Origin of the sequence: Microcoleus sp. PH2017_08_TRC_O_A (assembly GCF_020738665.1) — a bacterium.
Taxonomy (GTDB): domain Bacteria; phylum Cyanobacteriota; class Cyanobacteriia; order Cyanobacteriales; family Microcoleaceae; genus Microcoleus.
Genome location: NZ_JAEQCE010000017.1, coordinates 67549 through 92516, shown reverse-complemented (window position 1 = coordinate 92516; position 24968 = coordinate 67549). Strand labels below are relative to the sequence as shown.

Below are 24968 nucleotides of genomic sequence, written 5' to 3'. Positions count from 1 at the left end.
CCAGCTAACAACTTAGCTGCTCGTAAGCTTTCAACGGCTTTGGTTAAAAGAGCAATTTGTTCTGGTATCAAATCAATACTCCTTCTCTGCGAACATTTAGAAAGAAAGGACTTTTCTCTTGCTGAAAACGTGCTGCGGAGGCGAAAGCACTAGAAATTACTACAGTACGATCTAAGCACAAAGCAGCAACAAATTCACTCGTGCGAGCGATTTCTTTGCCAGCACTCACAGGTTCGTCCAATACAACCAAAATATCAATATCAGAATCTGGTTTCGCATCTCCTCTGGCTTGGGAACCGTAGAGAATTAACTGTACAAGTCTGTCGCCGTACAAATCATTAAAGTAGTGGCGCAGTTCAGCTAATATTTCTGGTAAATTCTCGTTCATATTGTTGGTTTATCAAGTTATAGCGGATCTAGCTCTCATATGAGGTACGTTGTTGGGCTTCAGCCCTCTTAGTGGAACTGGTTATATAAGCTATCAGTCATACCTCATCTTTTTGAGAAAGGCTATATATTGTCAGATTATGGATAATCTGGGCGGAATAACACCGCGATCTTATTTAGATTGTAGATGTTGGTGAAATCACGCCCCGATGATATTGAAACAAGTAGTCGTTCGCTCAACCGATAATCTTCTTAATCAAATCCAACTTGCCTAGATAGGGAGCGTACCGCCATTTTAAGTCAAGTAAAAACGACTTTTGCAGCACGCTTTTTTGATGAGAGAAAGTGTCAAAACTGGCTTTCCCATGATAGCTACCAATACCGCTGTCGCCAACTCCGCCAAAAGGTAAAGTTGTAACTCCGACTTGCATAACCGTGTCGTTGATGCAAACTCCACCGGAAGAAGTTTCGCGCAAAACTCGCTCTTGTTTCTCCTTGTCCTTTGAGAACAAATACAAAGCTAGCGGTTTGGGGTGGGCGTTGATTTGGGCGATCGCCTCTGAGAGCTCTTCATACTCCAAAACGGGCAAAATCGGGCCAAAAATCTCATCCTGCATCACCGGCGAATCCCAGGAAACCTTGTCAATTACCGTCGGCGCAATATATTTGTCTTCGACGTTAGTTTGACCGCCCGCGACAATTTCACCATCTTTGATAAACTCTGCCAAACGTCCTAAATGATGCTGATTGATAATTCGGGAATAGTCGGGACTTTTCTGCGGATCTTCGCCGTAAAATTCGTGAATTGATGTTTTAATTGCTTGCATCAAAGCGGGTTTAACTTTTTTGTCAACTAACAGGTAATCTGGAGCAATACAAGTTTGACCGGCATTGATAAATTTGCCCCACGCAATGCGTCTTGCAGTATATTCAACTTGAATGTCTGAGTCTACAATGCAAGGACTTTTGCCACCCAATTCTAATGTGACAGGTGTGAGGTGTTTGGCGGCGGCTTCCATGACTACTTTACCGATTTTTGTGCCTCCGGTAAAGAAGATGTGGTCGAATTTTTCGGCTAATAATTGTTGGCTGATTTCAACTCCTCCTTCGATGGCTGCGATGTAGGCGGGATCGAAGGCTGTGAGAATCATATCCGCGACAACTTTCGACGTGTGCGAGGCGATTTCTGAGGGTTTGAGGATGGCGCAGTTGCCGGCGGCGATCGCCCCGACTAAAGGTGATATCATGAGCTGAAACGGGTAATTCCAAGGCCCGATGATTAAAACGACGCCCAAAGGTTCCGGGTAAATCCGGGCTGAGGCGGGGAATTGATCGATCGGTGTTGGCACTTTTTTGGGCTTGGCCCACGATTCAACGTTTTTGATGGCATAATTGACTTCTGCGAGCGCAGCAATTTCAAAATAAGCCTCATACTCCGGCCTGTTCAAATCAGCCTTGACAGCATCCACAATCCGTGATTGATTGGAGACGATCACACTTTTGAGATTTTTGAGTTGTTCGATCCGAAAATCCACATCTTTAGTTTTCCCAGTAGCAAAAAATTGTCGCTGCTCCCGGATCGTATCGCTGACACTCAATAGCATATTTTCTCCTGTATCTATCTACATAAATGTTACAATAAAAAAATGAAAATATCAAAAATCAATTTTTTATCTTCCTGTTTATCATTGCTTTGCTTGTTCGCAGTTACAAGCTGCAATTCGAGTTCTCAAAAACAAGTTGTTATTTGCTCAAAAGACTTTAGCGAACAAGTCATCCTTGCAGAAATTTTAGCACAGCACATCGAAGCCAAAACAGATATTAAAGTAGAACGCGAACTCAACCTCGGAGGCTCGCTTTGCCATCAATCCCTAACAGCAGGAAAAATTGACTTGTACGTCGAATATACGGGTACAGGTTTTACCAACATTCTCAAACAAAAGCCGATTTCTGACCCCAAAAAAGTCCTCGCCTACCTCAAACAAGAATATCCCAAACAGTTTAAAGCCGAATGGACTGAACCCCTGGGATTTAATAACAGTTTTGCGATTATTTTGCGGGGAGACGATGCCAAAAAACTCAACTTGCAAAATCTCTCGCAATTGGGTAAAGCTGCACCAAAATTGCGCGCTGGTTTCGGGCCGGAATTCAAAGATAGAGAAGATGGATTTCCCGGATTGGCTAAAACTTACGGGATTAAATTTGCGGAAGAACCGAAGGAGTTGCTGTTAGGATTGCTTTATCAAGCACTGCAACAAAAAGAAGTAGATGTGATTGCTGGAGGCACAACCGATGGTTTGATTCAAAGTTTGGGTTTGGTAGTGCTCAAAGATGATAAGAACTATTTCCCGCCCTATGAAGCTGTGCCGGTTGTGCGATCGCAAATTTTGGAAAAATATCCCGAATTGCGTCCAGTGCTCGCAGAGTTGGGCGGCAAAATCTCCGAGGAAGATATGCGCCAACTCAACTATCAAGTTGATGGGAAACAGCAGGATGCCGCACAATTAGCGCGGCAGTTTTTGCAGCAAAAATTGGGTGAGTCCAAGCCTGCAACTCCGGCGAAATAAAGGCACGAATTATGCAAAAAATGGTTGGATATCATGTCGAGCAAAATATCAACTATAGGTTTGTAGTGAGAACTTTAGTCCTTCTTTTTGCGGACTAAAGTCCTCACTACAAACCTACAATCGGGTGCGTCTCGAAGAAGACCGGGCGAATATAATTCGCGTCTATACAAGCACTCACGTGACGGGAGCAGGTTGAAGAACGAACGGTTAAAATTATGTGATCTTCTTCAGAAGACCGGGCGAATAGAATTCGCGTCTATACAGACAAAACCTGCCTTCGCAGGTTGAAGAAGGAACGGTTAAAATTATGTGATCTTCTTCAGTCCGCGGAGGCGGACTTTGTTTGTGTAGCCGCGGTTTTAACCGCCGTCTTTCTTCATTTTTTCTAAACCTGGTTTCAACCGCCGTCTTTCTTAAGTTCCTTCACTCAGCTTCACTCAGCCTCCGCAAATTCAAAATATCGCTCATATTTTTAATCTGCATACAAGTCCGCTCGAACTGTTCTTTATCCTGGATATCCATGCACAAGTCAATTAATGCCGGCAATCCTGGATATGTTTTGACTTGAGCGCTGCGGACGTTCACTTTGTTGTCTTTTAAATGCGATAATACATCATTGAGAACTCCCACTCGATCGAGCGCTTCGACTTGAATGTTAACCGGATAAGTATTGGGGCGAGATTCATTGCGGTTGGTGGAATTCCAACTCACAGGAACTAATCTATCACCCGGTACACTCTCAACATTTGAACAGCCTTGTCGGTGAATCGAAATTCCTCGGATGCGAGTCACTACTCCAATAATTGATTCGCCGGGAATCGGACAGCAACAGCCGGCTAAATGATACAGCAATCCTTCTACACCTGCGATCGGCGATTTGCTCGGAGATGAACTCGGTACGGGTTTGGGTGCGGCTGATGCAGGTATTTGTACTGGCGATTCCTGGATTCCTGCGGGTGCAGCTTCTATTTTTTGCTGCACTTTGACTAAATCTCGCAGTCGGTTGACTACGAGATTTAGGGTGACTTCGCCGTAGCCCAAACCTGCGATTAAATCTTCGACGCTGTGGTAGTTGCAGCGCTGAGCTACTGATTGCATGGGTTCAGATTTCAGCAAGGATTCTAAGCCGTTTTTACCTAATTCTTTTTCCAGCAATTCCCGCCCGCGAGCGAGATTTTCATCTCGGTGCGATCGCTTTAACCACTGGCGAATTCGGTTTTTTGCTCCGTTTGTCTTGACAAAATTCAGCCAATCGGAGCTGGGATGGCCGTTTTTTTGATTCAAGATTTCTACAATATCACCGTTCTTTAAAACCTTGTCTAGTGTCACCATCCGCCCGTTGACTCTGGCGCCGGTGCAGCGATTGCCTATTTCTGTGTGAATGCGGTAAGCAAAATCTACGGGTGTTGACCCGCTATTGAGAGCAATTACGTCTCCGTTAGGAGTGAAAACGTAGATATCTTCGTCGAATAAGTTGTCTTTAATGCTTTGTAAATATTCGCGATCGTCTTTGAGATCGGTTTGCCATTCTAGCAGTTGTCGCAGCCAGGTAAATTTTTCGTCGTCGCCGGTTACTGTGGTATTGGAACCGCCGGTTTCTTTGTATTTCCAGTGGGCTGCTATGCCGTATTCGGCAATGTGGTGCATTGCTACGGTGCGAATTTGTACTTCGATGGGGCGGCCGCTGGTGCCGATGACTCCGGTGTGCAACGATTGATAGCGGTTGGCTTTTGGTAAACCAATATAGTCTTTGAAGCGGCCGGGAATCGGGCGGAATGAATCGTGGACGATCGCCAATGCGCGATAACAGTCATCATTACTTTCTACTATGATCCGCACCGCAGCAATATCGTACACTTGGTTAAAGCCTTTTTGCCTGCGCTGCATCTTCCCATAAATCCCGTACAAATGTTTGGGACGACCGCTGACTTCATAGCATTTAATGCCTAAATTGTCAAGCCTGTCTCGCAAACAGTCTGTGACTTCTGCGAGTTGGGTTTCTCGATCGCCCCGCTTCACCGCCACCAAGTCCTGAATTTCGCGGTAAGCTTCCGGTTCCAGGTATTTAAAGGCTAAATCTTCCAATTCCCACTTAAAGCGCCCGATACCCAAACGGTTCGCCAGGGGAGCAAAAATCTCTCGGGTTTCTAGGGCAATGGTGCGCTGCTTTTCTTCGGACAAATGCTCCAAAGTCCTCATATTGTGCAGCCTATCTGCGAGTTTGACGACAATCACGCGAATATCTTTAGCCATTGCTAGGAACATTCGGCGGAAATTTTCGGCAAGGCGCTCTGTTTTGCTGGAAAAATTAAACTTAGAAAGCTTGGTGACTCCTTCGACTAACTGTCGCACTTCTGCCCCAAACCGCTGTTCTATTTCTTCGAGAGTAATATCTGTATCTTCCACAATGTCATGGAGGAAACCAGCAGCAATCATAGCGCTGTTTCCGCCCATATATCGGAGTATTCCAGCTACAGCTACGGGATGGCAAATATAAGGTTCTCCCGATTTGCGGTACTGTCCTTCGTGCAAGTCGCGGGCAAATTCAAAGGCCCGACAAATTAAGCCGTTGTCCGTCGTACAATTCGGATTTGGGGCTTCGTCAGGTTGCGATCGAGCATTCAGACATTCTTGCAGCCAGTCGGGAACTATGCAAGGATCGATCGCATTCGAGGGAGTCAGAGTGTTTGCGTTCATGGGGTACACCTTTAAAAATTAGAAATACAAATGGTTAAATGCCAGTTTTCGGTTGAATTGCCGAAATTATGTGTTTAGTTATACTAAACTAATTGAATGCCACAATTTGCAATTCAAAAAAATAGTCAATTTTTCTGTTAACTATACCTATCTAATTGCGAGTCGCCCCCCCTCGCAGGTAGGAAAATATAGTGACTCCACTGCCGCCACTGCGGTCGATCGATCGGGTAAAATGGGGATATTTTGGCGGTAGCAGTGGAGGTCAGTCGATTTGAGATTTGAGATTTGAGATTTGACTCGACAGATGAATCTGGAACTAGGGTCTAAAATTTGAAGATATCCACTCTAGCGAGCATTAGGACACTGTACCTGTTTTTGGTGGAGCGGGCGATCGGCATTTACAGGCAACGCTAAACTCAAAGCAGAAGCCAGAGCGATCGAGTCACGCCCCCAGTGATGAAATTTTCTCAAAAAACAGGGAATTGCTGCAAAAAGGCACGGCTTTCCTTCATCTGAGCCAACCTTAAGCAAGAATCTACTTTGATTATAAATATAAATTTGTTCACAAAATCATGATATTGTCCGAAGACCGCCGCCATTGCTACGAAGAATTACAGCAAGCACTCGAACAGCTACAAAGAACTGTTACACAGGATAAGGTCGATCGGGCAGCGCTGGCGATCGAATACAAAAAAGTGCAACAATTTTTCGGAAACCAAATTATGAGAGTCCCCAGCGCTGAGTTAGACGCCTCAGAACCCCCCCCAGAACAGTCATATTTGACGGAAATTCACAAGCAACTGCGGTTATTGGGAACAGATGTCACGTTTTTGCAAGTAGCGAAGCAGCCAGCAACAGCATCCGCAAGGCAAACTGCGACGGCGGAGCGACTTAACACGCTAATTGGCTACTGCGGCGCGGTGCTCCAAAAAAATTCTGGTGCGCCCGGGCCCGTCGAGATGCAAAATTAATAACTGTTTTCGTATAGTAAACGATTTCTTGTAAATTCCTTGAAGATAGCGGTAGACATTGATAGTATGTAATCAATAAAAAACCACCGTGTATGACGAATTCCAATACATTGGATACGGACTCAACTTCACACGCAAAGAAATTCTTGCCTTTTTGGGACAAGTCATGTCAGGAGATATCGAGACAGTTGTGGTCGTCGATCGCTTTGACCTACTCGCGCCCAGGAGTTGACAGATCCATATTATCAAGTGGATCTGTCAACAGCAAAATTGCTAACTCCTGGTTCTGTGCCGAACAGACTTATCTCCCCAACCAGAAATGGTTGAAGATATCCTATGAATCATCCAGGCTGACGATTGCGGACTCTACTCCCAGCGTCAAGACAAATCTACTATCCAAAAAGATCAGAGTCTACCCGGAAACAAAACTAGCTCAGAAATGGCGGACATGGATAGCCGCAAGCAGATGGTGTTACAATCAAGCAATTGCCATTCTCAAAAATGAAAAAATCGGTAAATATGAATTGCGTAAACGCATCATGGATTCAGCACCTGAATGGGTGTCTCAACAGCCATACAACCCGCGTCAACTAGCAGTATTTCAAGCCTGCGAAGCACACAAAGCAGCTTGTAAATCCCAAGGTACAGCCAAGTTTAGAAGTTGTCAAGAACCAACTCAAACTATTAGGTTTCAAACAGCGAACTGGAAATCAAACACATTCTATCCGCGCGAAACCAAAGGCTTGTCTTTTAAAGCGTCTGAAGCAATAGTGGAGGTAATGCAACACGAACCAACCCTTAGTATTATCAACGATCAATGGTTTATCTGCTATGCGGTTGACACTGTTGCACCGCCTCCGACTCAATCCGAATTAGCGATTGCCTTAGACCCGGGAATCAGAACATTTATGACAGGATTTGACGGTCATAATATACTGAAATTAGGCAAAAGTGATATCGGTCGCATTTATCGGTTAGCCAGACATTTAGACAAGTTAATGTCTCGGCTCGGAAAAAGCAAAGGTAGTCAGTTTAAGCGGCTGCGGTATCGATTGAGAAAAGTAGCAGCAAGGATTCGTGTTAAGATTAAGAACTTAGTTTCGGAATTGCACAATAAGGCGGCTAATTACCTAGTTAGCAAGTATAAGTTAATTTTCTTGCCAACATTTGAAACGCAGCAAATGGTAAAAAAGGGTAAGCGAAAACTTGCCACGAAGACAGCTAGAGCGATGGTGACTTTGAGTCATTATCGTTTTAAACAAACGTTGAAGCATCAAGCATCCAAGTACGGTTGTGTTGTAGTAGACGTGACAGAAGAGTACACCAGTAAGACTTGTTCAAAATGCGGTCATATCCATAGCAAGTTGGGCGGCTTAAAAACGTTTAAATGTCCCGAATGCGGACACACTCTGGACAGGGATTTAAACGGCGCTTTCAATATTCTGTTGAAAGCTTTGAGGGATACCTCCATGTCTGGTAAGCTGCAAGCTTTCCAGATTATGCCATACACAGTAGATTTGGGTGGATTCCTAGATTTACCGGGTTAAATGTATCTGAATTAACAGGGAATATAGATAAGGCAAGGAGAAATAAAGCGGTGGAATGTCCAAAATGCAAGCATCCCAACTTAGACGGTGGCACCTTAGCCGGCAGTATGTCGGTGCAGTGGTGTCCCAACTGTTACGGTATCTGGATTCCGGGCAAAGAATACGAAGCTTGGCAGAAAGAACACAGCCTCTGGTACAACAAATCCGAGAAGCCTCAGCCGACTGGCACTCTCGGCATAGAATTCACGCCGTCTCCCTACGACAGCAAAGCAGCACTGTGTCCCGAAGACGGTCACTATCTGTCGCGGGCAAAGGTTCCGTTTAGCAGAGTGCCCTTTTACATAGAGCGCTGTATGCTGTGCGGAGGAATTTGGTGCGATAACGGCGAGTGGGATATTCTCGAAAGTCTGGGATTCCACACCGAGATTGACAAGATGTTTTCTCCCAACTGGCAAGCTAAGGCCCGCGTGCAAGAACTCGCTGCTCGGGAACGTCAGGTGCTGACTGAGAAGCTGGGCCCGGATATCGCCGGATATGTGTTGGAACTAGCGGAAGTTTTAGCAGACCATCCCCATGCTGATTGTGCGGCTACTTACATATTGCGGAGAGCTGAGTTGAAACGAAAGGAAATTTAGTCAGTTGGCAGTTGGCAGTTGGCAGTTGGCAGTTGGCAGTTGGCAGTTGGCAGTTGGCAGTTGGCAGTTGGCAGTTGGCAGTTGGCAGTTGGCAGTTGGCTTGGCAGTTGGCAGTTGGCAGTTGGCAGTTGGCAGTTGGCAGTTGGCAGTTGGCAGTTGGCAGTTGGCAGTTGGCAGTTGGCAGTTGGCAGTTGGCTGTGGTCATTAGTTATCAAATACTGACTAACAACTGACAACTAACTGACAACTAATAATTAACTGCTATCATGTCTGGTCGATTGTCATTAATAAAATTGTTTGTAGTAAGGATGAAATTTATCCCGTCACCCCGATTGATGACTCGCCGTCCTCACTACGAACGATTTAGGATTATATGACGGGACATGATATGACCAATAACCAATAACCAATAACTAACAACTAATAACTAACAACTAATAATTAACAACCAATAACCAATAACCAATAACCAATAACCAATAACCAATAACCAATAACCAATAACCAATAACTAAGGACTAAGGACTAAGGACTAATGACTAATGACTCTTCTCTATTTTCGGTTGAAAATCTGCGAGTAGCTTATCCTCAGCGGCGGGGCCAATCCGGTTGGGCCGTTGATGGGGTTTCCCTGGCGTTGGAACCGGGGGAAAAACTGGGATTAGTTGGGGAGTCTGGGTGCGGTAAGTCAACTTTGGGTAGGGCGGCGATGCGGTTGCTGCCGGATTCGACTTTGGTTGAGGGGCGGGTTGGTTTTGGTGGAGAGTCGGTGTTTGAGATGAATGCTTCGCGGCTCAGACGCTTTCGGGGCGAAGCTGTGGCATTGATTTTTCAAGATCCGATGACTCGTCTCGATCCTTTGATGACTGTTGGGGAACACTGCATTGAGACTTTGCAGGCTCACAGACCGAATTTGAATCGCAAGGAAGCTAAGAAACGGGCGATCGAGATTTTGGATGCTGTGAAAATTCCGGCGTCTCGCTGGTCGCAATTTCCCCACGAATTTAGCGGTGGAATGCGCCAAAGAGTGGCAATTGCTTTGGCTCTTTTGCTCGATCCTAAATTAATTGTGGCGGATGAACCGACGACGAGTTTGGATGTAACTGTCGCTGCTCAGATTTTGCAGGAGTTAACCCGACTTTGCGCTTCAAGAGGAACGGCGATTTTATTGATTTCTCACGATTTGGCGATGGTGGCTGAGTATTGCGATCGCATTGCGGTGATGTACGGCGGCAAAGTCGTAGAAACGGGGCCGGTGTTGGATGTGTTTGAACGGCCGCAACATGAATATACTCGATCGCTCCTCAAAGCAGCTTTGCACATTCAAGCTGATTCGGGTAAAGGGTTAACATCGGAGGAAAGAAGGACTGAAGTCCTCACTACAAACTTAACAAATTCACCTCTGTTGACTGTGACGAATTTACAGCAGCACTACAGTTTAGAAAGCAATTTATTAGACCAGTTATTTTCGCGGAACCGCCAGGTAATTAAAGCCGTAGACGGCGTTAGTTTAGAGCTAGAGCGGGGAGAAATCCTCGGGCTTGTAGGGGAGTCCGGCTGCGGCAAAAGTACGTTATCGCGCACAATTTTGCGGCTAATTCCCCCGACAGGTGGCAAAGTGGAATTTCAAGGCATAGATATCACTGCCCTGAGTCGCGATGCTGTCAGGAAACACCGCCGCCAAATGCAAATGGTATTTCAAGATCCCCACGCTTGCTTGAATCCGATGATGACTGTCGGGCAAAGTATTGCCGATCCTTTGTTGATTCACAAATTAGCTAAGGGAGAAGAAGCTAAAAAACAAGTAATCCAAATGTTAGAGCGGGTGGGTTTGACTCCTGGGGAGGATTTCTTTCGCCGTTATCCGGGGGAACTGTCGGGGGGACAACAGCAGCGGGTTTCCATCGCCCGAGCTTTGATTACTCGGCCGCAACTGATTATTTGCGACGAACCGGTGAGTATGCTGGATGCTAGCGTACAGACTCAGGTATTAGAGCTGATGCTGGAGTTGAAGCAGGAATTTAATTTGACTTATCTGTTTATTACGCACGATTTGTGGGTGGCGAGGTTTTTTTGCGATCGCATTGCGGTAATGAATTCGGGAAAAATTGTGGAAATCGGGAAAACTAGGGATATTTTTACTAATCCGCAGCACCCTTATACTCAGGAGTTATTGCAGGCTGCTCCTTTACTGGCTCGAACTCAATAAAAATGTATAAAATTAGCGCAATCAGATATTAGTCAGCAACTTCTATATGGATTTCGGAAATTTCTGATTAAATTCGTTACAGTGAAGGGATACTTTTCAAATCATCCCACGGACACCAAGCAAATATGGCAAAATCTGACTTAGGCAGTTTTGCGGTGGCATCCGAAGCCTCACTCGAAATCGCAGAGGATGAGGACACCGAGATCGATCGTCCGACGGTAAGTAGATCGTCAGCATACAACAGTTGGTCTGCCGACGATCCCGTGGGAGCTTTGTTCAAAGAAATGGCTCGCTATCCCCTACTGACTGCCACCGAAGAGGTAGAGTTGGCGCGCCGCGTTCAAGAATTGGTAGCCCTTCAGGAACTAGAAGAGCGTTTAAAGCAGGAATTGGACAGAGTGCCCACAAAAGCTGAACTAGCCACGGCTTTGGGGGTGAGCGAAACTCAACTGCAACAGATCCGCTACCAGTGTCAGTCGGCGAAACGGAAAATGATCAGCTCTAATTTGCGCTTGGTGGTTTCGATTGCCAAACGCTATCTCAACCGGGGCGTGCCTTTTCTTGATTTAATTCAGGAAGGATCTTTGGGTTTGAACCGAGCCGCCGAAAAGTTCGATCCTGAGAAGGGTTATAAATTTTCTACCTATGCCTATTGGTGGATTCGCCAAGGAATTACCCGCACAATTGCCAATCAAGGGCGGACAATTCGGTTGCCGGTTCACATTGTCGAACAGTTAAATAAACTCAAAAGAGTTTATCGGGATTTGAGGCGTTCTCTTCAACGCAATCCCACTGAACTTGAACTTGCTAAAGAAATGGAAGTTACTTCCGAACAGCTTCGTTACCTCCAGCAAGTGCGCCGCCAATCTTTGTCTCTCAACCACCGCATCGGCACGGAAGAAAGTTCGGAACTTTTGGATGTTATTGAAGATAATGCAACGCAATCTCCCGAAGCTCAGATGAATGAGATGATGATGCGCCAAGATATTTTGGAGGTGTTGGATAATATTTTGACTGAGCGGGAAAAAGAGATTGTTGCTATGCGTTACGGTTTGATAACTGGCGAACCTTACACTTTAGAAGAAGTCAGTAGTTTGTTCAATCTGTCCCGCGAACGAGTCCGTCAAATTCAAAATAAGGCTATGCGAAAGCTGCGCCGCCCTCAGGTGACGGAACGGTTGAAGGGCTGGTTGAAATAAGCTTCAAAACATTGAGTTTGCATTGTGAAAAGTCTTAAATATTGGACGGCGAATGAAATTCGCGTCTATACAAACAAAACCCGCGGAGGCGGGTTTAATTGGTTTAACTGGTTCCAAGGCAGGGGAGCATCTTATTTTTGTAAAAAGCATTTTTTTCTTATAGTGCGAGCGTCCCCGCTCGCGTATCGTATAATACGCGAGCGTCCCCGCTCGCGTATCGTATAATACGCGATCGCCCCCGCTCGCACTATTAAATGCAAAACTGAGATCCTCCCCCAAGGCAGAGCCTTGGAACAGATATTCAGAGGCTCTGCCTCGGCTGGGAAAAAAGGAGGCAGAGCCTCCAGATCTGCGTTACTAGGCAGGAGCCTGGTAACGAGTAGAATTAAAAATATCTTGATGTGGTATTTTAAATTGTTGATTGTCGCTTACTACTGATTGATTTATGTCTGATGAGGTGATTTTGCGTCCAGCTACCCGCGCCGATGTGCCGGTGCTGTTTGATTTGATTAAGGCTTTAGCTGAGTACGAAAAGTTATCTGATGCGGTAACAGGTAATGCGGTAGATTTGGAAAATCATTTGTTTGCCGATCGCCCTTTTGCTGAAGCGATTCTAGCAGAATCCGAAGGTCGGATTGTCGGCTGGGCGCTATTTTTTTACAATTATTCTACTTTTTTGACTCAGCCGGGGATTTATTTGGAGGATTTGTTTGTGCTCCCTGAGTTTCGCGGGCGGGGAATTGGCAAGTCTTTGATTGTTTATTTGGCGCGGTTGACGGTGGAAAGGGGCTGCGGGCGCTTGGAGTGGAGTGTGCTTGATTGGAATGAATTGGCGATCGGATTTTACAAGGGTATCGGTGCTGATGTGATGCCCGACTGGCGGATTTGCCGGGTGGCGGGGGAGTCTTTGGCGACTTTGGCCTCGAAGTGATTTTATCAGTTGGCGATCGCACTACGACTCTCAAAAACGACTCTCAGAAACCGGGCTTTTTGCTGAATCTGCCGTCTGTAACCCGTCTTTTCCCGAAAAACCCGGTTTCTGGGCACCTCGTGGGTCAATTTTGGGTTGGGTAAATCCTAGTAAATAATTGGCAAAAATATAGGAAAATTTAAGTGACAGTAGATTTTGACTGAGAGAGTAGATCGTGATTATTTGGGTAAACGAGCAAATCGATCCGTCGGGTATTCTTTATGCTTGCATTGCTTGTGGCGATGAGACTCAAGCCAAGCAATGCCACGAATCTTTTGAGCAGAATTTGACGGCAGAGCAAAAACAGCAGGGCTGGGTTGCTACATTGCGAACAGTTACTTCTTGGGATGAGGTGCCTGTTAATTCTTTGAAATTGAATTGATGAGGGCAAGTTAGTCGATTTTAGATTTTAGATTTTAGATTTTAGATTGACTCCACAGATGCAATTTGGGAGTTTGAACTTTCGTCTAAAATTTTGATCGATACCCTCCGTCGTGTTGGCGCTTAATATGCGTTTTTGGTTGACTTATCAGCAGATTTAGTCTCGCTGTATTGAGGTGCGATCGCAACTGCCGGAAAACACAGCATATAATTTCGGAAAATGCCAGATAACTCGTTAGCAGAGCCTTCTAAGACGATCGCACTTTTGTAAAATTCAAACAAATCTGGTGAAAGTGTATCTGAAAGTACAATGCTGCAATCGTTGATGTCTGATACTCTCAAAATTGTGTCCTCCTGGCTGCGGGAATTTGGGCGGGAAATTGCGGGGGCGCAGTTCCCCGGCGGGAGGGTGAAACAGCCTGCATCCTGCGATCCCATAGCTGCAAGTTCCGCTAACGACAAATCGCATTTTTCAAACTGGTTTTAGCCTTACTATTAGTCAATAGAGGCATTTCAAATTGTCAAGTTAAGTTTTTATGATTGAGACATTATTTCACGCTTATACGCCTCTAGTGATCTGGACTGGGTTGGGACTGCTGGTATTTCGGTACATCCCAGTTGATTTTCCTAAGCTGCTGAGCCGCTTTCTGTTCTGGATTGGGATACCCCTGCAAATTGCAGTTTTAGCCCGTCAGAGCGATTTTTCCGGTGCTGTCGGATTCACACCGGCGATCGCCATATTCGTATTATTTGTCAGTACGAGTTTAGCTTGGTTGACTTGGGTATTATTACGGCGGCTGAGCACCCGCCACGTCAAAAAGCCATATTTTGACGGCAAACATTCTGTAGTTAATTTATTTCTATTAAATATAAATTCCCTGACGCGATCGAGCCAAGGCAGTTTTATCCTAGCTGCGATGTTAGGGAATACCGGCTTTGTCGGATTAGCAATCACCCCCGCGATCATCAGCAGCGATAACAACAACTGGGCCGTCTTGTACAGCGTCACCAACAACGTGATGGGAAGCTACGGATTTGGTGTATTTCTTGCTAGCTATTTCGGGCATTCCGATGGAAAAAATCACTGGTGGATTCAGCTTCGGGACGTGCTAACAGTTCCCGCCCTGTGGGCATTTATCATTGGTTTTTTTACCAGAAGTGTCCCCCTGCCTGAGACTGTAGAATCGGGATTGCAGACGGCAGTTTTAGGGGTAATTGCTAGTGCTTTGGTGTTGGTTGGTATCCGGCTGAGAGCTATTAAAACATGGCAAAGTTTTGAACTAGCGTTAATCCCGTCGCTGTTAAAAGTGGTAATTGTGCCGGTGCTGATCGGATTGGGTGCTAGTTTTTTCGGATTGAGCGGCGATCCGAGGTTGGTTTTGGTGTTGATGTCGGGAACGCCCACGGCTCTTTCGGTGCTGATTTTAGCAGAAATATATGAACTCGATCGCGATTTGTTAGCTAGCAGTATCGCCCTCACTTCTGTCGGTTTGCTGTTGATGCTTCCGCTGTGGTTGGCTTGCTTTATTTGATATTAACTGAGTTGGCTGTTGACTGGTGACTGTTGACTGTTGCTCGAAGGAAGAGGGAAGAAGGAAAAATAGTCCTTGATGCACATAATCTGTCTGTAGGGTGTGCAGCGTGCAATTTTACCATGACAATAGCTGGCGGTTGCTAATATTAGCTGAATTGTCAAATTAGATGACTCTAAAATTTTGGATTACAATTGACAATAACTGCACGGGAAAGGACGATGAACGAGACAATAACTGCTACAGGTTTGCCTCCTGCATTCCCCGATCATACCCAACTGCCAGAGGAAGACGGTACATTTGTGAAGAATTTTCAGGAGCATCCCCAGAGTATCATTCTGACAGATTCGATCGCGTCGGTGGTAGAGCGGCTGCATCCAGACGGACAATATGCGATCGGGCAAGATTGCGGAATTTACTGGCGAGAAACTGACCCGCCAGAGCGAGGCGCAGAAGCACCGGATTGGTTTTATGTGCCCAACGTACCGCCAACAATCGACGGTTATCGCCGTTCTTATGTACTTTGGCGGGAACACATGGCTCCGTTCATTGCTTTAGAGTTTGCTAGCGGGAATGGAGATGAAGAGCGCGATCGCACTCCGCTAGCTGTAGCCGCTGACGGTACTACAACTAAACCGGGTAAGTTTTGGGTTTACGAAAGAATTATCCGCATTCCTTACTACGGCATTTATGAAATTAAAACGGGCAATTTAGAAGTCTATCACCTGATAGATTTTGTCTATCGCAGGATCGAGCCAAACGAACGCGGTCACTATCCCATTCCTGTATTAGATGTAGAATTGGGACTTTGGCAGGGAAGTTATCAAAATCAAGAAATGCTTTGGCTGCGGTGGTGGGATTCCCAGGGGAATTTGCTGTTAATTGGCTCCGAACAAGTTGAAATTGAGCGGGCTAGAGTCGAGCAAGCGGAGCGAAAAGCCGAGCAAGCAGAGCGAAAAGCCGAACAAGCGGAGCGAAAAGCCGCCCAGTTAGCTGATCGACTGCGAGCAATGGGCATCGATCCGGATGCTGAGGATTGAGATCGAATCTGATGGCCTCGGAGTTATACTGAGCGTGCGATCGCCCGCTTCCAGTACCGAAAAAATTTGAATTGGTTTTACCGGGACTGAGGAACAGACAGCAAAGCGAACAGAAACAGCCAACAATCCTATCTATCTATTCCCCGATGACAAACTCAGTTTTGATCGATCGTTTAGGTAACTGGAACCCGCAACTGCTGCGGGAACTTCGCGGTAGACTCAAACCCCACACAGTCATTGCAGCGGTCTCATTTTCGGTCATCTTCCAAATTATTTTACTGCTGATTGCCTCGCCAAATTCCCGCCTCTTTTCAGACGGCTGGCTGGACTTGTGGCAAATCATCACTTGGATGCTGCCCTATGTAACATTTACCCTCGGAAGTTATTGGATAGTCAACGACATCGGACAGGAACAGAAACGGGGAACTCTGAATTTTATTCGGCTGAGTCCGTGTCCGGCGTGGCAGATTCTGCTGGGTAAAATGCTGGGCGTTCCCGTACTGCTGTATATTTTCCTAGGGCTGATGGTTCCCCTGCACTGCTTGGCCGGCTTGCAAGCGGGGATTTCGCTGCCCCTGATTGCCAGCGTCTATCTGATGCTCGCACTTGGATGCGCTATATGCTACAGCGTAGTGATGCTCTGCGGGCTGGTAAGTGAAACACAGAGAACAGGGAACCCACCACAGGCAACAGCCTTTGGAGTTGGGGCGATCGCCTGTTGCGCGATCGCCCCATTGTACATGAGCTGGAACACCGCCATCACATGGCGGCCGCTGTTGGCGAATTCAGAAATATTCGGATACCCACATCCTGTTGTTTCGTGGTTTTTGCTCCCGATTAACAACATAGGTGTGGTGTCTCATACTTTTAGTTTAGTGGTGTTAGGCACTACTGCGTTTTTGCTGTGGCGAATATTGTTGCGGAATTTCAACAAACCTCGATCGACTGCGATCGGCAAACGGCAAAGTTATGCCATTTTAGCTGGTGTAGAAGTTCTCGCTCTAGGCTTTTTCCTACCCACAAGCGTGGTGGATGAGCAGAACGCCACCTTGGCAGCTATCTCGATGTACGTTTTGACCGTTATGCTGCTGCTGGTTTTAATGCTTGCTATCTGCCCTCAACGCCAAGCTTTATTAGAGTGGGTACGCTATGATTCTCCCGGCTGGCAAAGCTTAATTTGGTCGGATCGAAGCCCTCTGTTAGTGGCTGTTATTATCCATCTAATCGTAGCAAGTGCGCTGTTAGTACCTTGGCTATTTTGGATAGGTATCGGCACTAAAAAACTTGTAGAAACAGGTCTTTTAGTTCTGTGTACGACAAATACGATCTTAATATCCGCCACCTTCGTGCAACAAGTTTGTGCGACGAAAATTCGCAATCCAATGGGATGGGCGAGCTGTGGATTCAGCATTTGGTTGCTCCTTGCTCCCGGAATGCTCCTATATTGGGAACTCATCCCCGATCGCATTCCTGCAACCGCCGCACTTTGGACGCTATTCGGCTATGGGTTTTGGCAGTTCTACAAACCAACAGCAATACCTTTTGTGGGATTGGGAATTCTTGCTCAATGGCTGTTTCTAGCATTTCTGCTGAGGAGATTTCAGAAAACTATGCAGAAATTAAAAGTAGGAACTTAGTACGATTTTAGATTTGGGATTGGGAACGATCGCAATTCGAGTTCTATACTAGGGCAATCCCAATTATTTCGCACAAATCGTAAGTCTAGCGGACTTCCTTCCAGTCACAAACAACAAAGCTTATGGAAACCAAACCACCTCTACCGCCCTTTACGCTAGAAACAGCAAAAGCCAAAGTTCAAGCTGCCGAAGATGCCTGGAATACCCGCGATCCCGAACGAGTAGCCCTAGCTTATACAGAAGATTCTGAGTGGAGAAACCGCGCGGAATTCTTCAGCGGACGGGAACAAATCAAAGCTTTTTTAACACGAAAATGGGCTAAAGAATTAGATTACCGTTTAAAGAAAGAACTGTGGAGTTTTACAGATAATCGGATTTCTGTCCGCTTCGAGTATGAATGGCACGATGATTCAGGCTACTGGTATCGCGCCTATGGAAACGAACAGTGGGAATTTGCCGAAAATGGGTTAATGCGAAGACGTGAAGCCAGCATTAATGATGTTCCAATTCTAGAGTCTGAACGCAAATTTCGATAACTCCTAAACCTATCCAAAGGTACGTAGTTGCGCTTCAGCGCTCCAAAGGTACGTAGTTGCGCTTCAGCGCTCCAAAGGTACGTAGTTGCGCTTCAGCGCTCTTAGGTACGTAGTTGCGCTTCAGCGCTCCAAAGGTACGTAGTTGCGCTTCAGCGCTCTAAAGGTACGTAGTTGCGCTTCAGCGCTCCAAAGGTACGTAGTTGCGCTTCAGCGCTCCAAAGGTATAGCCTTTTTCAAAAAGTGAGGTATGACTGATACGTTATGTAACCAGTCCCGCTAAGAGGGCTGAAGCCCAACAACGTACCTCACCTTTCTGAGAACCGCTATAGTTGCGCTTTAGCGCTAAAGCGCAACAACATACCTCATCCTCAATCAGTAAGCAAACTCGGAGAAGTGATCACAAAGACATCCCTAGTTCCGACTCCTTCCACTTCCGGTTTAATCGGCGTAGTAAAGTGGAAAAACTCGTGATCGTTGACTAATAGCAATTCTCCCGGATGCAGAATTTTATTAAAAACAGGCTTCTCTTTCTTCGCCAAATACAAATGCGTTTCCCCGCCCACAATATTAGTGCGATCGACCGAGAAAATCGCGATAAAATCAGTACCGTCTTGGTGAATGCCTTCCGGTGCGGGGTTGCCGAAATTTTTCGGCGAACAACTCGTCCTGATTTGATGCACTCCGATTTCAGCTTCCGGGTGAATTTTGCATGAATCGAAGAAAGCAAAAATCAGTTGTTTGAAGTTATCGAGCGCAATTAGCCGATCGTCCAATTCAGCAAATTCCCGCCGGATGTCGCCCACCACCGGATTGTACTCTTTGCTTTGAAACAAATAGCCGTGAGGTAACTTAACTAACTCATTCCCGTTCACGACAAACCGCGACAATCTTCTCGAACGATACTTGCCTTTAATATAAGGATCTACAGGCATATCGTTAAAAAATGGCTTGAAACCTTCTAGCTTAATCGAGTTTACCTTCTTAAAAGTAAACATGAAAGCATAGTCCAAATGAATGGATTCTAATATGGTTTTCATGGATTATTCTCCTTTAAGCCTTGCTCCCCTCCTAAGTTTTGCCTTAAGAAGGTTTATACTTCTACTCTAGCTCAGGTTTTTTGAATGAGTCGTAAAAAATACTACAAAATTTGCAAAGATATCGTAAAGAAGGAAGAAGGAAGAGGGAAGAGGGAAGAGGGAAGAAGGAAGAGGGAAGAGGTAAAAAGACATACACAGCAAGCTTTTTAGCGATCGCTATTTCACATTTAATTAAGTGGATTTACTTAGCAACTTAATTCCGCACTGCTTTGACTAGCGACTGACAAGCCCGCAGGAAGACGGCAACATCGACCCCAACTGCAACGTACTGAACGCCAGCATCAATCCACTGCTTGGCGATTTCCGGGTTGTCGGCAAAAGTACCTGCTGCTTTACCTGCTTTGCGGATGGTTTGCACTGCTTCCTGCATCATGTCGATGACTCGCCGATCGCGAACTTGGCCCGGAATGCCGATCGACTGTGACAGATCGTAAGGCCCCAAAAAAATCACATCAATATGAGGGACTGTCACAATTTCTGCCAGGTTCTCGATGCCACCTTTACCTTCGATGTGAATCACCACCAAGGATTCTTCATTGAGTTTGTCCGTGATATCAACGCCCGCAGCAGTATAACGTCCGGCCCGCGTAGCGAAAGAAAGGCCGCGCGCGCCCAGAGGACTGTATTTAGCGCTTTTGACAGCGATTTCGGCATCGATTTTGCTTTCAATTTGAGGTATTTGAACCCCTGCGCTGCCGATGTCGAGAGCTCGTTGAATTTGTGGGCCGTCGTTTTTGCGGACGCGGACGATGGGTGCAATTCCGACGCAGTCGGCGGCGCGGCACAAATCTTCAGCCGCTAGCGGGTGCAGGGGGCCGTGTTCCATGTCGATGACGGCGAAATCAAATCCAGCATGACCGCAGATTTCCATGAATGCGGGATAGGCGCAGTTCATAAATAAGCCGAGGACTGTTTCGCCTTGTTTGATTTTTTGTTTGAGTTCGTTTTGACGCATAAGTTTGGAATTTTTAACCGCAGATGAACGGCGATTGACGCGGATTATTTTAAATCTTATAACGGGTGCATCTGGTTTTAGCAAATATATCCGTAGGGGCGAAGCATGACCGCAGTAAATATAAAATTATAACTAATAACTTATATGCGGTCATGCTTCTTCAGGCTTCAACAACCAGATGCACGCCTTATAGCTCAATACGGTTTACTTAAGATAGTCCGAAGAGAGGAACGAAGCAATCTCCGTATCTATTTCTCATCGGATTTTACCCCCAGGGCGCTATATCAGTAAACGGTATTGCCTTATAGCTCACAAAATCCCGCAACAAGTTACTTTATGTTAAGAGAATTGACATAAATTTTATAGCTGATTTTGCTTCTATTTTAAAAGGAATCAAACACAAAAGCCATGCAAAAATAAACATTCCTAATATCGGTAAAAATATTGGGCCCACAGAGGGTTCTACTAACCAAGCAAATAAAGCAAACATTCCAATACTGCCCGTTGTCCACAGCCAAAGAATCATAAATGCTAGGACTATTTTATGTAAAGTCAGCCTAATTTTGATGGAACAACCAAACGGTTGAGAATGGATATCTCCTTCGATAATTGGCAAAAATGAATTGCGGCCCGTGATGATGCGACTGATTTTGAAGGTATTGCCAGAAATTGTTCCTTCGTAAGGTTTTGCAGGTGGCGGGCCGAAGGGTAGAGTTACTCTAAAAAGTTTGGGAGGAGTGACAACTTCGTCCAACCTGTGCAAAACTTCCGAAAAAGTTAAACTTGTCGTAATTGTTAAACTCTCAAAAGGAATCAAAGATCTAAAAAATTTGACGATTTTAAGCATAAGGTTTATCCTGCTTTTATATAGTTGTTGATGGTATTTATGCCTCTTGTATAAAAAAGTTTGCCCTGACAACACGGCGAAATACCAGTATACTGCAAAATAAACATTTGGATGCGATGAGTGTTGTTCACTTATGTCTAAATTGATTCCACAATCTCCGATTAAACTGCGACGGTATCTATTTTCTTCGCTCAAAGGTCGATCGCTCGTCACCTTCACCCTCAGCCTGATTACCTCCCTCTCGGCTATTACCCCAGCCTTGGCTGCGCTTCCTCGCAATCCCGACAAAGAGGAAACTTGCGACATTCTCGTAGCCGGTGGCGGGCTAGCAGGTGCTGCTACCGCCTACGAAGGTTTGCTGGCGGGGCGCACCGTTTGCATCACCGAAATTACTGACTGGCTGGGCGGTCAAATTTCCTCCCAGGGAACCTCCGCACTAGATGAAAGAGACACTCAGCGATCGCTCTTATTTTACCCGCGCGGCTACCTAGAACTGCGGCAGCGCATCAAGGAACATTACGGGAGACTAAATCCCGGCGGCTGTTGGGTTAGCTATTCCTGTTTTATGCCCTACAACGGCCACAAAATTCTATCTGACATTTTGCAAGATGCCGCAGAAAAAGGCAAAGGGAAGCTGAAATGGTTTCCCAATACGGTGATTAAAGAACTAGCAGTTACTCCGGCCTCGGCGGGGAATGCGGTTGGGGGCCAACAGATTAAAAGTGCGATCGGCATTCAACACAAACCAGCCGCCAACACCCCGCCAATCAACACCGAAACTCTGTCTCAAACCATCGAAGATGCCTATCGCTACGAAAACTCGGCGCGATTTAACAAAACTATTATTCGGTTTACTTCCAAACCACCAAACCAGTCAAAATCCCAACCGAGAGGTGCAGATTGGTTCGTGGTAGATGCGACTGAAACAGGCGAATTAATCGGACTTGCCGATGTTCCCTACCGCCTGGGAATTGACCCGCGTTCTCCTCTGGAACCTTCCTCCGCCAGCCCCAACGGCGACACTTACTGCACCCAAGGTTTTACCTACACTTTTGCCATGGAGGCAACGAAGGAACCGCAGCAGCACCAACAGCCGTCTTTCTATCAACAATACGCTCCTTACTACAGTTATGAATTAGCGAGATTAGCTAGTTTTCCGCTAGTTTTTAGCTACCGCCAAATTAGGAGCATGAGACCGGATGAGCCGCGCCCTGCCGACCCGAAGCAATTCCCGATTTATCCTGGGGATATTTCCATGCAAAACTGGACGTGGGGGAATGATTACCGTCCCGGTTCTGCCGAGGATAATTTAATTTATTCTCGATCGCAATTGGCAGCAAACGGTCAACTGCAACCGGGTGGCTGGATGGGCGGTTTGCGCGCGGAAACTTTGCGCCGCGGTGAAGAGAATGCGAAAGGATATTTCTACTGGCTGGTAGCAGGAACCACTGACTCGCAATTAGGTAATGGAGTGAAAAAGCCTTATCCTAACAATCGCTTTTTGAGCGGCTTGGATTCGCCCATGGGGACGGTTCACGGACTTTCTAAGTATCCTTATATGCGGGAGGGGCGGCGGATTATTGGGCGGCCGACTTTTACTCAACCTCAAGGTTTTACGGTGTGGGAAGTTGATATGTCTCGCAATGATTTTAAGACGGATTTTTACCGCCAGAATTTGTCGGAACAAGAGTATCGCAATTTGTGGCTGGCTTTGGGAGGCTTGAATGCGCCGGCTTTGGCTGTGGGAATTCAGTCTGTTGAGGAGACAAAATCGCGATCGCGCGCCACGATTTATCCTGATAGTGTAGGTATCGGTCATTATGCGATCGACTTTCACCCCTGCATGACCAACAGCCCGCCAGAAGCACCGGGAAACACCGAACGCGAAGGCACTCGCAAAGGTCAAGGATCGGCTTATCCGTTCCAAATTCCCCTGCGGGCAATGATTCCTCAGAAGATTGACAATATGTTAGTGGCGGGTAAAAGTATTGCTGTCAGCCACACGGCAGCGGCTGCTTATCGAGTGCATTCCTTTGAATGGTCTGCTGGGGCTGCTGCGGGAGTTACGGCTGCTTTTTCCCTAGAAAAGGGGATTTTACCCTATGAATTGGTGGACGAATTGCCCTCCCGCGAGCCAAATTTGGAGGCGTTGCAGTTGCGGTTGCAGCAAAATAAGAATCCGATCGCATTTCCGGGTACTTCTATCTTCAATAGTTCGTGGCAAAACTGGAAATAAATAAGAAGTCATTAGTCAGTTGTCATTAGTCAGAAGGAAGAGGGAAGAAGGAAAAAAGAGGATTGTTCCCATTCTCCCCCTGTCCCCCCTGTCCCCCCTCTCCCCCTCTCCCCCTCTCCCCCTCTCCCTCTCCCGTGCAGATTACCAAGAAAAATATTAAGCTAGCTAAAGGACAAGCGATCGACAGCTCGGAACAACAAACCCGTTTTTCCCCAAAAAACCCAATATTTGCCGTTTTTTGCTTTTATAGCAATCGCCCCAGCGATGAGGACATAAATAACCTCATGAATAGAGCCTCCTAACCCATAGCATCAACGGTTTGATTTCCTGACTGTGCAACTGTCAACTGTCCACTGTCAACTGTCCACTGCTATACCCGCCCTCAAATCACAAAATTACCTGACATTCAATACATGAATATTTTTAGCAGTCTGCTTTCTGGCCCAACTAAAGAACCCCAAGTCACAAAACAGCGTCGAGGCATTGAAATTAAGTCTGAACGCGAAATCGAAATAATGCGGCAAGCAGCGAAAATTGTCGCCACGGTTCTGAAAGAAATTTCTCAACTTGTAAAACCGGGAATGACTACTGCTGATTTGGATGTTTATGCCGAAAGACGCATCCGTGAAATGGGTGCAACTCCAAGTTTTAAAGGTTATCACGGTTTTACTGGTTCAATTTGTTCTAGCATTAATAACGAAGTTGTTCACGGCATCCCCAGCCCTAAAAAAGTAATTCGATCCGGAGATGTTCTCAAAGTAGATACGGGAGCATATTATCAAGGTTTTCACGGCGATTCTTGCATCACGATCGCAGTTGTGGAAGTGACACCGGAATCGGCAAAATTAATTAGAGTTGCAGAAGAAGCTCTCTATAAAGGTATCGAACAAGTCAAGGCTGGTGCTTATTTGCTCGATCTCGCTGGTGCGATCGAAGATCATGTCAAAAGCAACGGTTTTAGCATTGTTGAGGAGTTTACAGGCCACGGTGTCGGGCGCAATTTGCACGAGGAACCGTCGGTTTTCAATTTCCGCACCCGCGAAATGCCTAACGTGAAATTGCGATCGGGTATGACATTGGCGATCGAACCGATTTTGAATGCAGGTTCTAAGTACACTCGGACGCTTGCTGACAAGTGGACTGCTGTAACGGTTGACAATGCTATGTCTGCTCAGTTCGAGCATACTGTGTTGGTGACGGATACCGGTTATGAAATTTTGACCGATCGTTCAAAAGTTTAATTGGGAAGGCTTTAAGAATAGACAAGATTTTCAACAGTTGACAGTTGACAGTTGAAGAACGACCTCTACCTTTAAGTCCGAGGATTGGAATAATCAATAGTCTGATTTTAATTTCTCCCGATCGGGCTTTCAACCAATTCTTTCTGGTAAAAGTCTTTTTGATCAATTTTTCGGGCGACGATCTGAGCATCGTCCCACAACAATCATTTTTGTGGGACGACGATCTGGAGAATCGCCCCAGAAAAAATGATTGTTGTGGGATGGGCCGGAAAGCCAGTCCTAAC

The 24968-nt window shown here is 46.1% G+C and carries 24 protein-coding genes; 16 read left to right on the top strand and 8 right to left on the bottom strand.

The annotated features are described in order from the left end of the window. Nucleotides 1-67: 67 nt before the first annotated feature. Together JGK22_RS07555 and JGK22_RS07550 are read right to left on the bottom strand one after the other, a co-directional pair. Entirely contained in the window at nt 68-388 is a 321-nt protein-coding gene (locus JGK22_RS07555; protein WP_293189605.1) for a nucleotidyltransferase domain-containing protein, read from the bottom strand. A 235-nt stretch (nt 389-623) separates the two neighbouring features. Beyond that, nucleotides 624-1991 carry an aldehyde dehydrogenase gene (locus JGK22_RS07550; protein WP_293312639.1) on the bottom strand — a complete coding sequence of 456 codons (1368 nt, stop codon included), beginning with the start codon at nt 1989-1991 and terminating at the stop codon, nt 624-626. A 42-nt stretch (nt 1992-2033) separates the two neighbouring features. On the opposite strand from JGK22_RS07550, the gene JGK22_RS07545 reads away from it, so the two are divergent. After that, the gene (locus tag JGK22_RS07545; RefSeq protein ID WP_293312637.1) at nt 2034-2954 is read left to right on the top strand and encodes a glycine betaine ABC transporter substrate-binding protein; all 921 of its coding nucleotides are present in this window, start codon (nt 2034-2036) and stop codon (nt 2952-2954) included. Nucleotides 2955-3377: 423 nt separating this feature from the next. Here JGK22_RS07545 and JGK22_RS07540 read toward each other — a convergent pair whose 3' ends face one another. Further along, nucleotides 3378-5651, bottom strand: coding sequence for a bifunctional (p)ppGpp synthetase/guanosine-3',5'-bis(diphosphate) 3'-pyrophosphohydrolase (locus tag JGK22_RS07540; protein WP_293217459.1), 2274 nt, complete (start codon nt 5649-5651; stop codon nt 3378-3380). Between the two features lie 345 nt (nt 5652-5996). Next, on the bottom strand, nt 5997-6122 hold the full coding sequence (locus tag JGK22_RS07535; protein ID WP_293175899.1) for a hypothetical protein: 126 nt from the start codon (nt 6120-6122) through the stop codon (nt 5997-5999). A gap of 101 nt (nt 6123-6223) precedes the next feature. On the opposite strand from JGK22_RS07535, the gene patD reads away from it, so the two are divergent. From patD to JGK22_RS07495, 8 genes are all read left to right on the top strand, one after another. After that, nucleotides 6224-6622 (top strand): heterocyst frequency control protein PatD, encoded by a 399-nt coding sequence (patD, locus tag JGK22_RS07530; protein ID WP_293175897.1) that lies wholly within the window; start codon nt 6224-6226, stop codon nt 6620-6622. Nucleotides 6623-6714: 92 nt separating this feature from the next. After that, the gene (locus JGK22_RS07525; RefSeq protein ID WP_293175895.1) at nt 6715-8169 is read left to right on the top strand and encodes a transposase; all 1455 of its coding nucleotides are present in this window, start codon (nt 6715-6717) and stop codon (nt 8167-8169) included. 50 nt (nt 8170-8219) lie between these two features. Next, on the top strand, nt 8220-8804 hold the full coding sequence (locus tag JGK22_RS07520; RefSeq protein WP_293175894.1) for a zf-TFIIB domain-containing protein: 585 nt from the start codon (nt 8220-8222) through the stop codon (nt 8802-8804). Between the two features lie 4 nt (nt 8805-8808). Further along, on the top strand, nt 8809-9012 hold the full coding sequence (locus JGK22_RS07515) for a hypothetical protein (protein WP_293312635.1): 204 nt from the start codon (nt 8809-8811) through the stop codon (nt 9010-9012). A 327-nt stretch (nt 9013-9339) separates the two neighbouring features. Then, a complete protein-coding gene (locus tag JGK22_RS07510) occupies nt 9340-11013 on the top strand; it encodes an ABC transporter ATP-binding protein (protein ID WP_293175890.1) in 1674 nt (557 codons plus the stop codon). 125 nt (nt 11014-11138) lie between these two features. After that, nucleotides 11139-12212: an RNA polymerase sigma factor, RpoD/SigA family gene (locus JGK22_RS07505; RefSeq protein ID WP_293175888.1), complete on the top strand. Its 1074-nt coding sequence runs from the start codon at nt 11139-11141 to the stop codon at nt 12210-12212. 445 nt (nt 12213-12657) lie between these two features. Then, nucleotides 12658-13143, top strand: coding sequence for a GNAT family N-acetyltransferase (locus JGK22_RS07500; RefSeq protein ID WP_293205452.1), 486 nt, complete (start codon nt 12658-12660; stop codon nt 13141-13143). A 214-nt stretch (nt 13144-13357) separates the two neighbouring features. Continuing rightward, on the top strand, nt 13358-13564 hold the full coding sequence (locus tag JGK22_RS07495) for a glycogen debranching protein (RefSeq protein WP_293175884.1): 207 nt from the start codon (nt 13358-13360) through the stop codon (nt 13562-13564). Between the two features lie 122 nt (nt 13565-13686). Here JGK22_RS07495 and JGK22_RS07490 read toward each other — a convergent pair whose 3' ends face one another. Beyond that, nucleotides 13687-14001: a hypothetical protein gene (locus JGK22_RS07490; protein ID WP_293175882.1), complete on the bottom strand. Its 315-nt coding sequence runs from the start codon at nt 13999-14001 to the stop codon at nt 13687-13689. 98 nt (nt 14002-14099) lie between these two features. Here JGK22_RS07490 and JGK22_RS07485 point away from each other — a divergent pair, with 98 nt between their 5' ends. From JGK22_RS07485 to JGK22_RS07470, 4 genes are all read left to right on the top strand, one after another. Then, entirely contained in the window at nt 14100-15095 is a 996-nt protein-coding gene (locus JGK22_RS07485; RefSeq protein ID WP_293175880.1) for an AEC family transporter, read from the top strand. A 221-nt stretch (nt 15096-15316) separates the two neighbouring features. Next, nucleotides 15317-16135 (top strand): Uma2 family endonuclease, encoded by an 819-nt coding sequence (locus tag JGK22_RS07480; protein WP_293189621.1) that lies wholly within the window; start codon nt 15317-15319, stop codon nt 16133-16135. Nucleotides 16136-16281: 146 nt separating this feature from the next. Beyond that, nucleotides 16282-17772, top strand: a complete 1491-nt coding sequence (locus JGK22_RS07475; protein WP_293205454.1) for a hypothetical protein — start codon at nt 16282-16284, stop codon at nt 17770-17772. Between the two features lie 122 nt (nt 17773-17894). Then, nucleotides 17895-18308, top strand: coding sequence for a nuclear transport factor 2 family protein (locus JGK22_RS07470; protein WP_293175875.1), 414 nt, complete (start codon nt 17895-17897; stop codon nt 18306-18308). 368 nt (nt 18309-18676) lie between these two features. Here the strand turns inward: JGK22_RS07470 and JGK22_RS07465 are convergent, their stop codons facing one another. Next, on the bottom strand, nt 18677-19345 hold the full coding sequence (locus JGK22_RS07465; RefSeq protein ID WP_293195945.1) for a 2OG-Fe dioxygenase family protein: 669 nt from the start codon (nt 19343-19345) through the stop codon (nt 18677-18679). A gap of 84 nt (nt 19346-19429) precedes the next feature. Here JGK22_RS07465 and JGK22_RS07460 point away from each other — a divergent pair, with 84 nt between their 5' ends. Next, a complete protein-coding gene (locus JGK22_RS07460) occupies nt 19430-19555 on the top strand; it encodes a hypothetical protein (RefSeq protein ID WP_293175871.1) in 126 nt (41 codons plus the stop codon). Between the two features lie 43 nt (nt 19556-19598). Here JGK22_RS07460 and JGK22_RS07455 read toward each other — a convergent pair whose 3' ends face one another. Together JGK22_RS07455 and JGK22_RS07450 are read right to left on the bottom strand one after the other, a co-directional pair. After that, the gene (locus tag JGK22_RS07455; RefSeq protein WP_293175869.1) at nt 19599-20360 is read right to left on the bottom strand and encodes an aldolase/citrate lyase family protein; all 762 of its coding nucleotides are present in this window, start codon (nt 20358-20360) and stop codon (nt 19599-19601) included. Nucleotides 20361-20694: 334 nt separating this feature from the next. After that, nucleotides 20695-21207, bottom strand: coding sequence for a hypothetical protein (locus tag JGK22_RS07450; protein WP_293175867.1), 513 nt, complete (start codon nt 21205-21207; stop codon nt 20695-20697). A gap of 133 nt (nt 21208-21340) precedes the next feature. Here JGK22_RS07450 and JGK22_RS07445 point away from each other — a divergent pair, with 133 nt between their 5' ends. Together JGK22_RS07445 and map are read left to right on the top strand one after the other, a co-directional pair. After that, complete coding sequence (locus JGK22_RS07445) at nt 21341-23443, top strand: FAD-dependent oxidoreductase (RefSeq protein WP_293175865.1); 2103 nt, start codon at nt 21341-21343, stop codon at nt 23441-23443. 413 nt (nt 23444-23856) lie between these two features. Next, nucleotides 23857-24684: a type I methionyl aminopeptidase gene (gene map, locus JGK22_RS07440; RefSeq protein WP_293175863.1), complete on the top strand. Its 828-nt coding sequence runs from the start codon at nt 23857-23859 to the stop codon at nt 24682-24684. The last annotated feature ends 284 nt before the right edge of the window (nt 24685-24968 follow it).

What these genes read in the sequence shown, in the direction of transcription:
- JGK22_RS07555 (WP_293189605.1), bottom strand. Translation starts at nt 388, where the DNA reads ATGAACGAGAATTTACCAGAAATATTAGCTGAACTGCGCCACTACTTT.
- JGK22_RS07550 (WP_293312639.1), bottom strand. Translation starts at nt 1,991, where the DNA reads ATGCTATTGAGTGTCAGCGATACGATCCGGGAGCAGCGACAATTTTTT.
- JGK22_RS07545 (WP_293312637.1), top strand. Translation starts at nt 2,034, where the DNA reads ATGAAAATATCAAAAATCAATTTTTTATCTTCCTGTTTATCATTGCTT.
- JGK22_RS07540 (WP_293217459.1), bottom strand. Translation starts at nt 5,651, where the DNA reads ATGAACGCAAACACTCTGACTCCCTCGAATGCGATCGATCCTTGCATA.
- patD (WP_293175897.1), top strand. Translation starts at nt 6,224, where the DNA reads ATGATATTGTCCGAAGACCGCCGCCATTGCTACGAAGAATTACAGCAA.
- JGK22_RS07525 (WP_293175895.1), top strand. Translation starts at nt 6,715, where the DNA reads ATGACGAATTCCAATACATTGGATACGGACTCAACTTCACACGCAAAG.
- JGK22_RS07510 (WP_293175890.1), top strand. Translation starts at nt 9,340, where the DNA reads ATGACTAATGACTCTTCTCTATTTTCGGTTGAAAATCTGCGAGTAGCT.
- JGK22_RS07505 (WP_293175888.1), top strand. Translation starts at nt 11,139, where the DNA reads ATGGCAAAATCTGACTTAGGCAGTTTTGCGGTGGCATCCGAAGCCTCA.
- JGK22_RS07500 (WP_293205452.1), top strand. Translation starts at nt 12,658, where the DNA reads ATGTCTGATGAGGTGATTTTGCGTCCAGCTACCCGCGCCGATGTGCCG.
- JGK22_RS07490 (WP_293175882.1), bottom strand. Translation starts at nt 14,001, where the DNA reads ATGGGATCGCAGGATGCAGGCTGTTTCACCCTCCCGCCGGGGAACTGC.
- JGK22_RS07485 (WP_293175880.1), top strand. Translation starts at nt 14,100, where the DNA reads ATGATTGAGACATTATTTCACGCTTATACGCCTCTAGTGATCTGGACT.
- JGK22_RS07480 (WP_293189621.1), top strand. Translation starts at nt 15,317, where the DNA reads ATGAACGAGACAATAACTGCTACAGGTTTGCCTCCTGCATTCCCCGAT.
- JGK22_RS07475 (WP_293205454.1), top strand. Translation starts at nt 16,282, where the DNA reads ATGACAAACTCAGTTTTGATCGATCGTTTAGGTAACTGGAACCCGCAA.
- JGK22_RS07470 (WP_293175875.1), top strand. Translation starts at nt 17,895, where the DNA reads ATGGAAACCAAACCACCTCTACCGCCCTTTACGCTAGAAACAGCAAAA.
- JGK22_RS07465 (WP_293195945.1), bottom strand. Translation starts at nt 19,345, where the DNA reads ATGAAAACCATATTAGAATCCATTCATTTGGACTATGCTTTCATGTTT.
- JGK22_RS07460 (WP_293175871.1), top strand. Translation starts at nt 19,430, where the DNA reads ATGAGTCGTAAAAAATACTACAAAATTTGCAAAGATATCGTAAAGAAG.
- JGK22_RS07455 (WP_293175869.1), bottom strand. Translation starts at nt 20,360, where the DNA reads ATGCGTCAAAACGAACTCAAACAAAAAATCAAACAAGGCGAAACAGTC.
- JGK22_RS07450 (WP_293175867.1), bottom strand. Translation starts at nt 21,207, where the DNA reads ATGCTTAAAATCGTCAAATTTTTTAGATCTTTGATTCCTTTTGAGAGT.
- JGK22_RS07445 (WP_293175865.1), top strand. Translation starts at nt 21,341, where the DNA reads ATGTCTAAATTGATTCCACAATCTCCGATTAAACTGCGACGGTATCTA.
- map (WP_293175863.1), top strand. Translation starts at nt 23,857, where the DNA reads ATGAATATTTTTAGCAGTCTGCTTTCTGGCCCAACTAAAGAACCCCAA.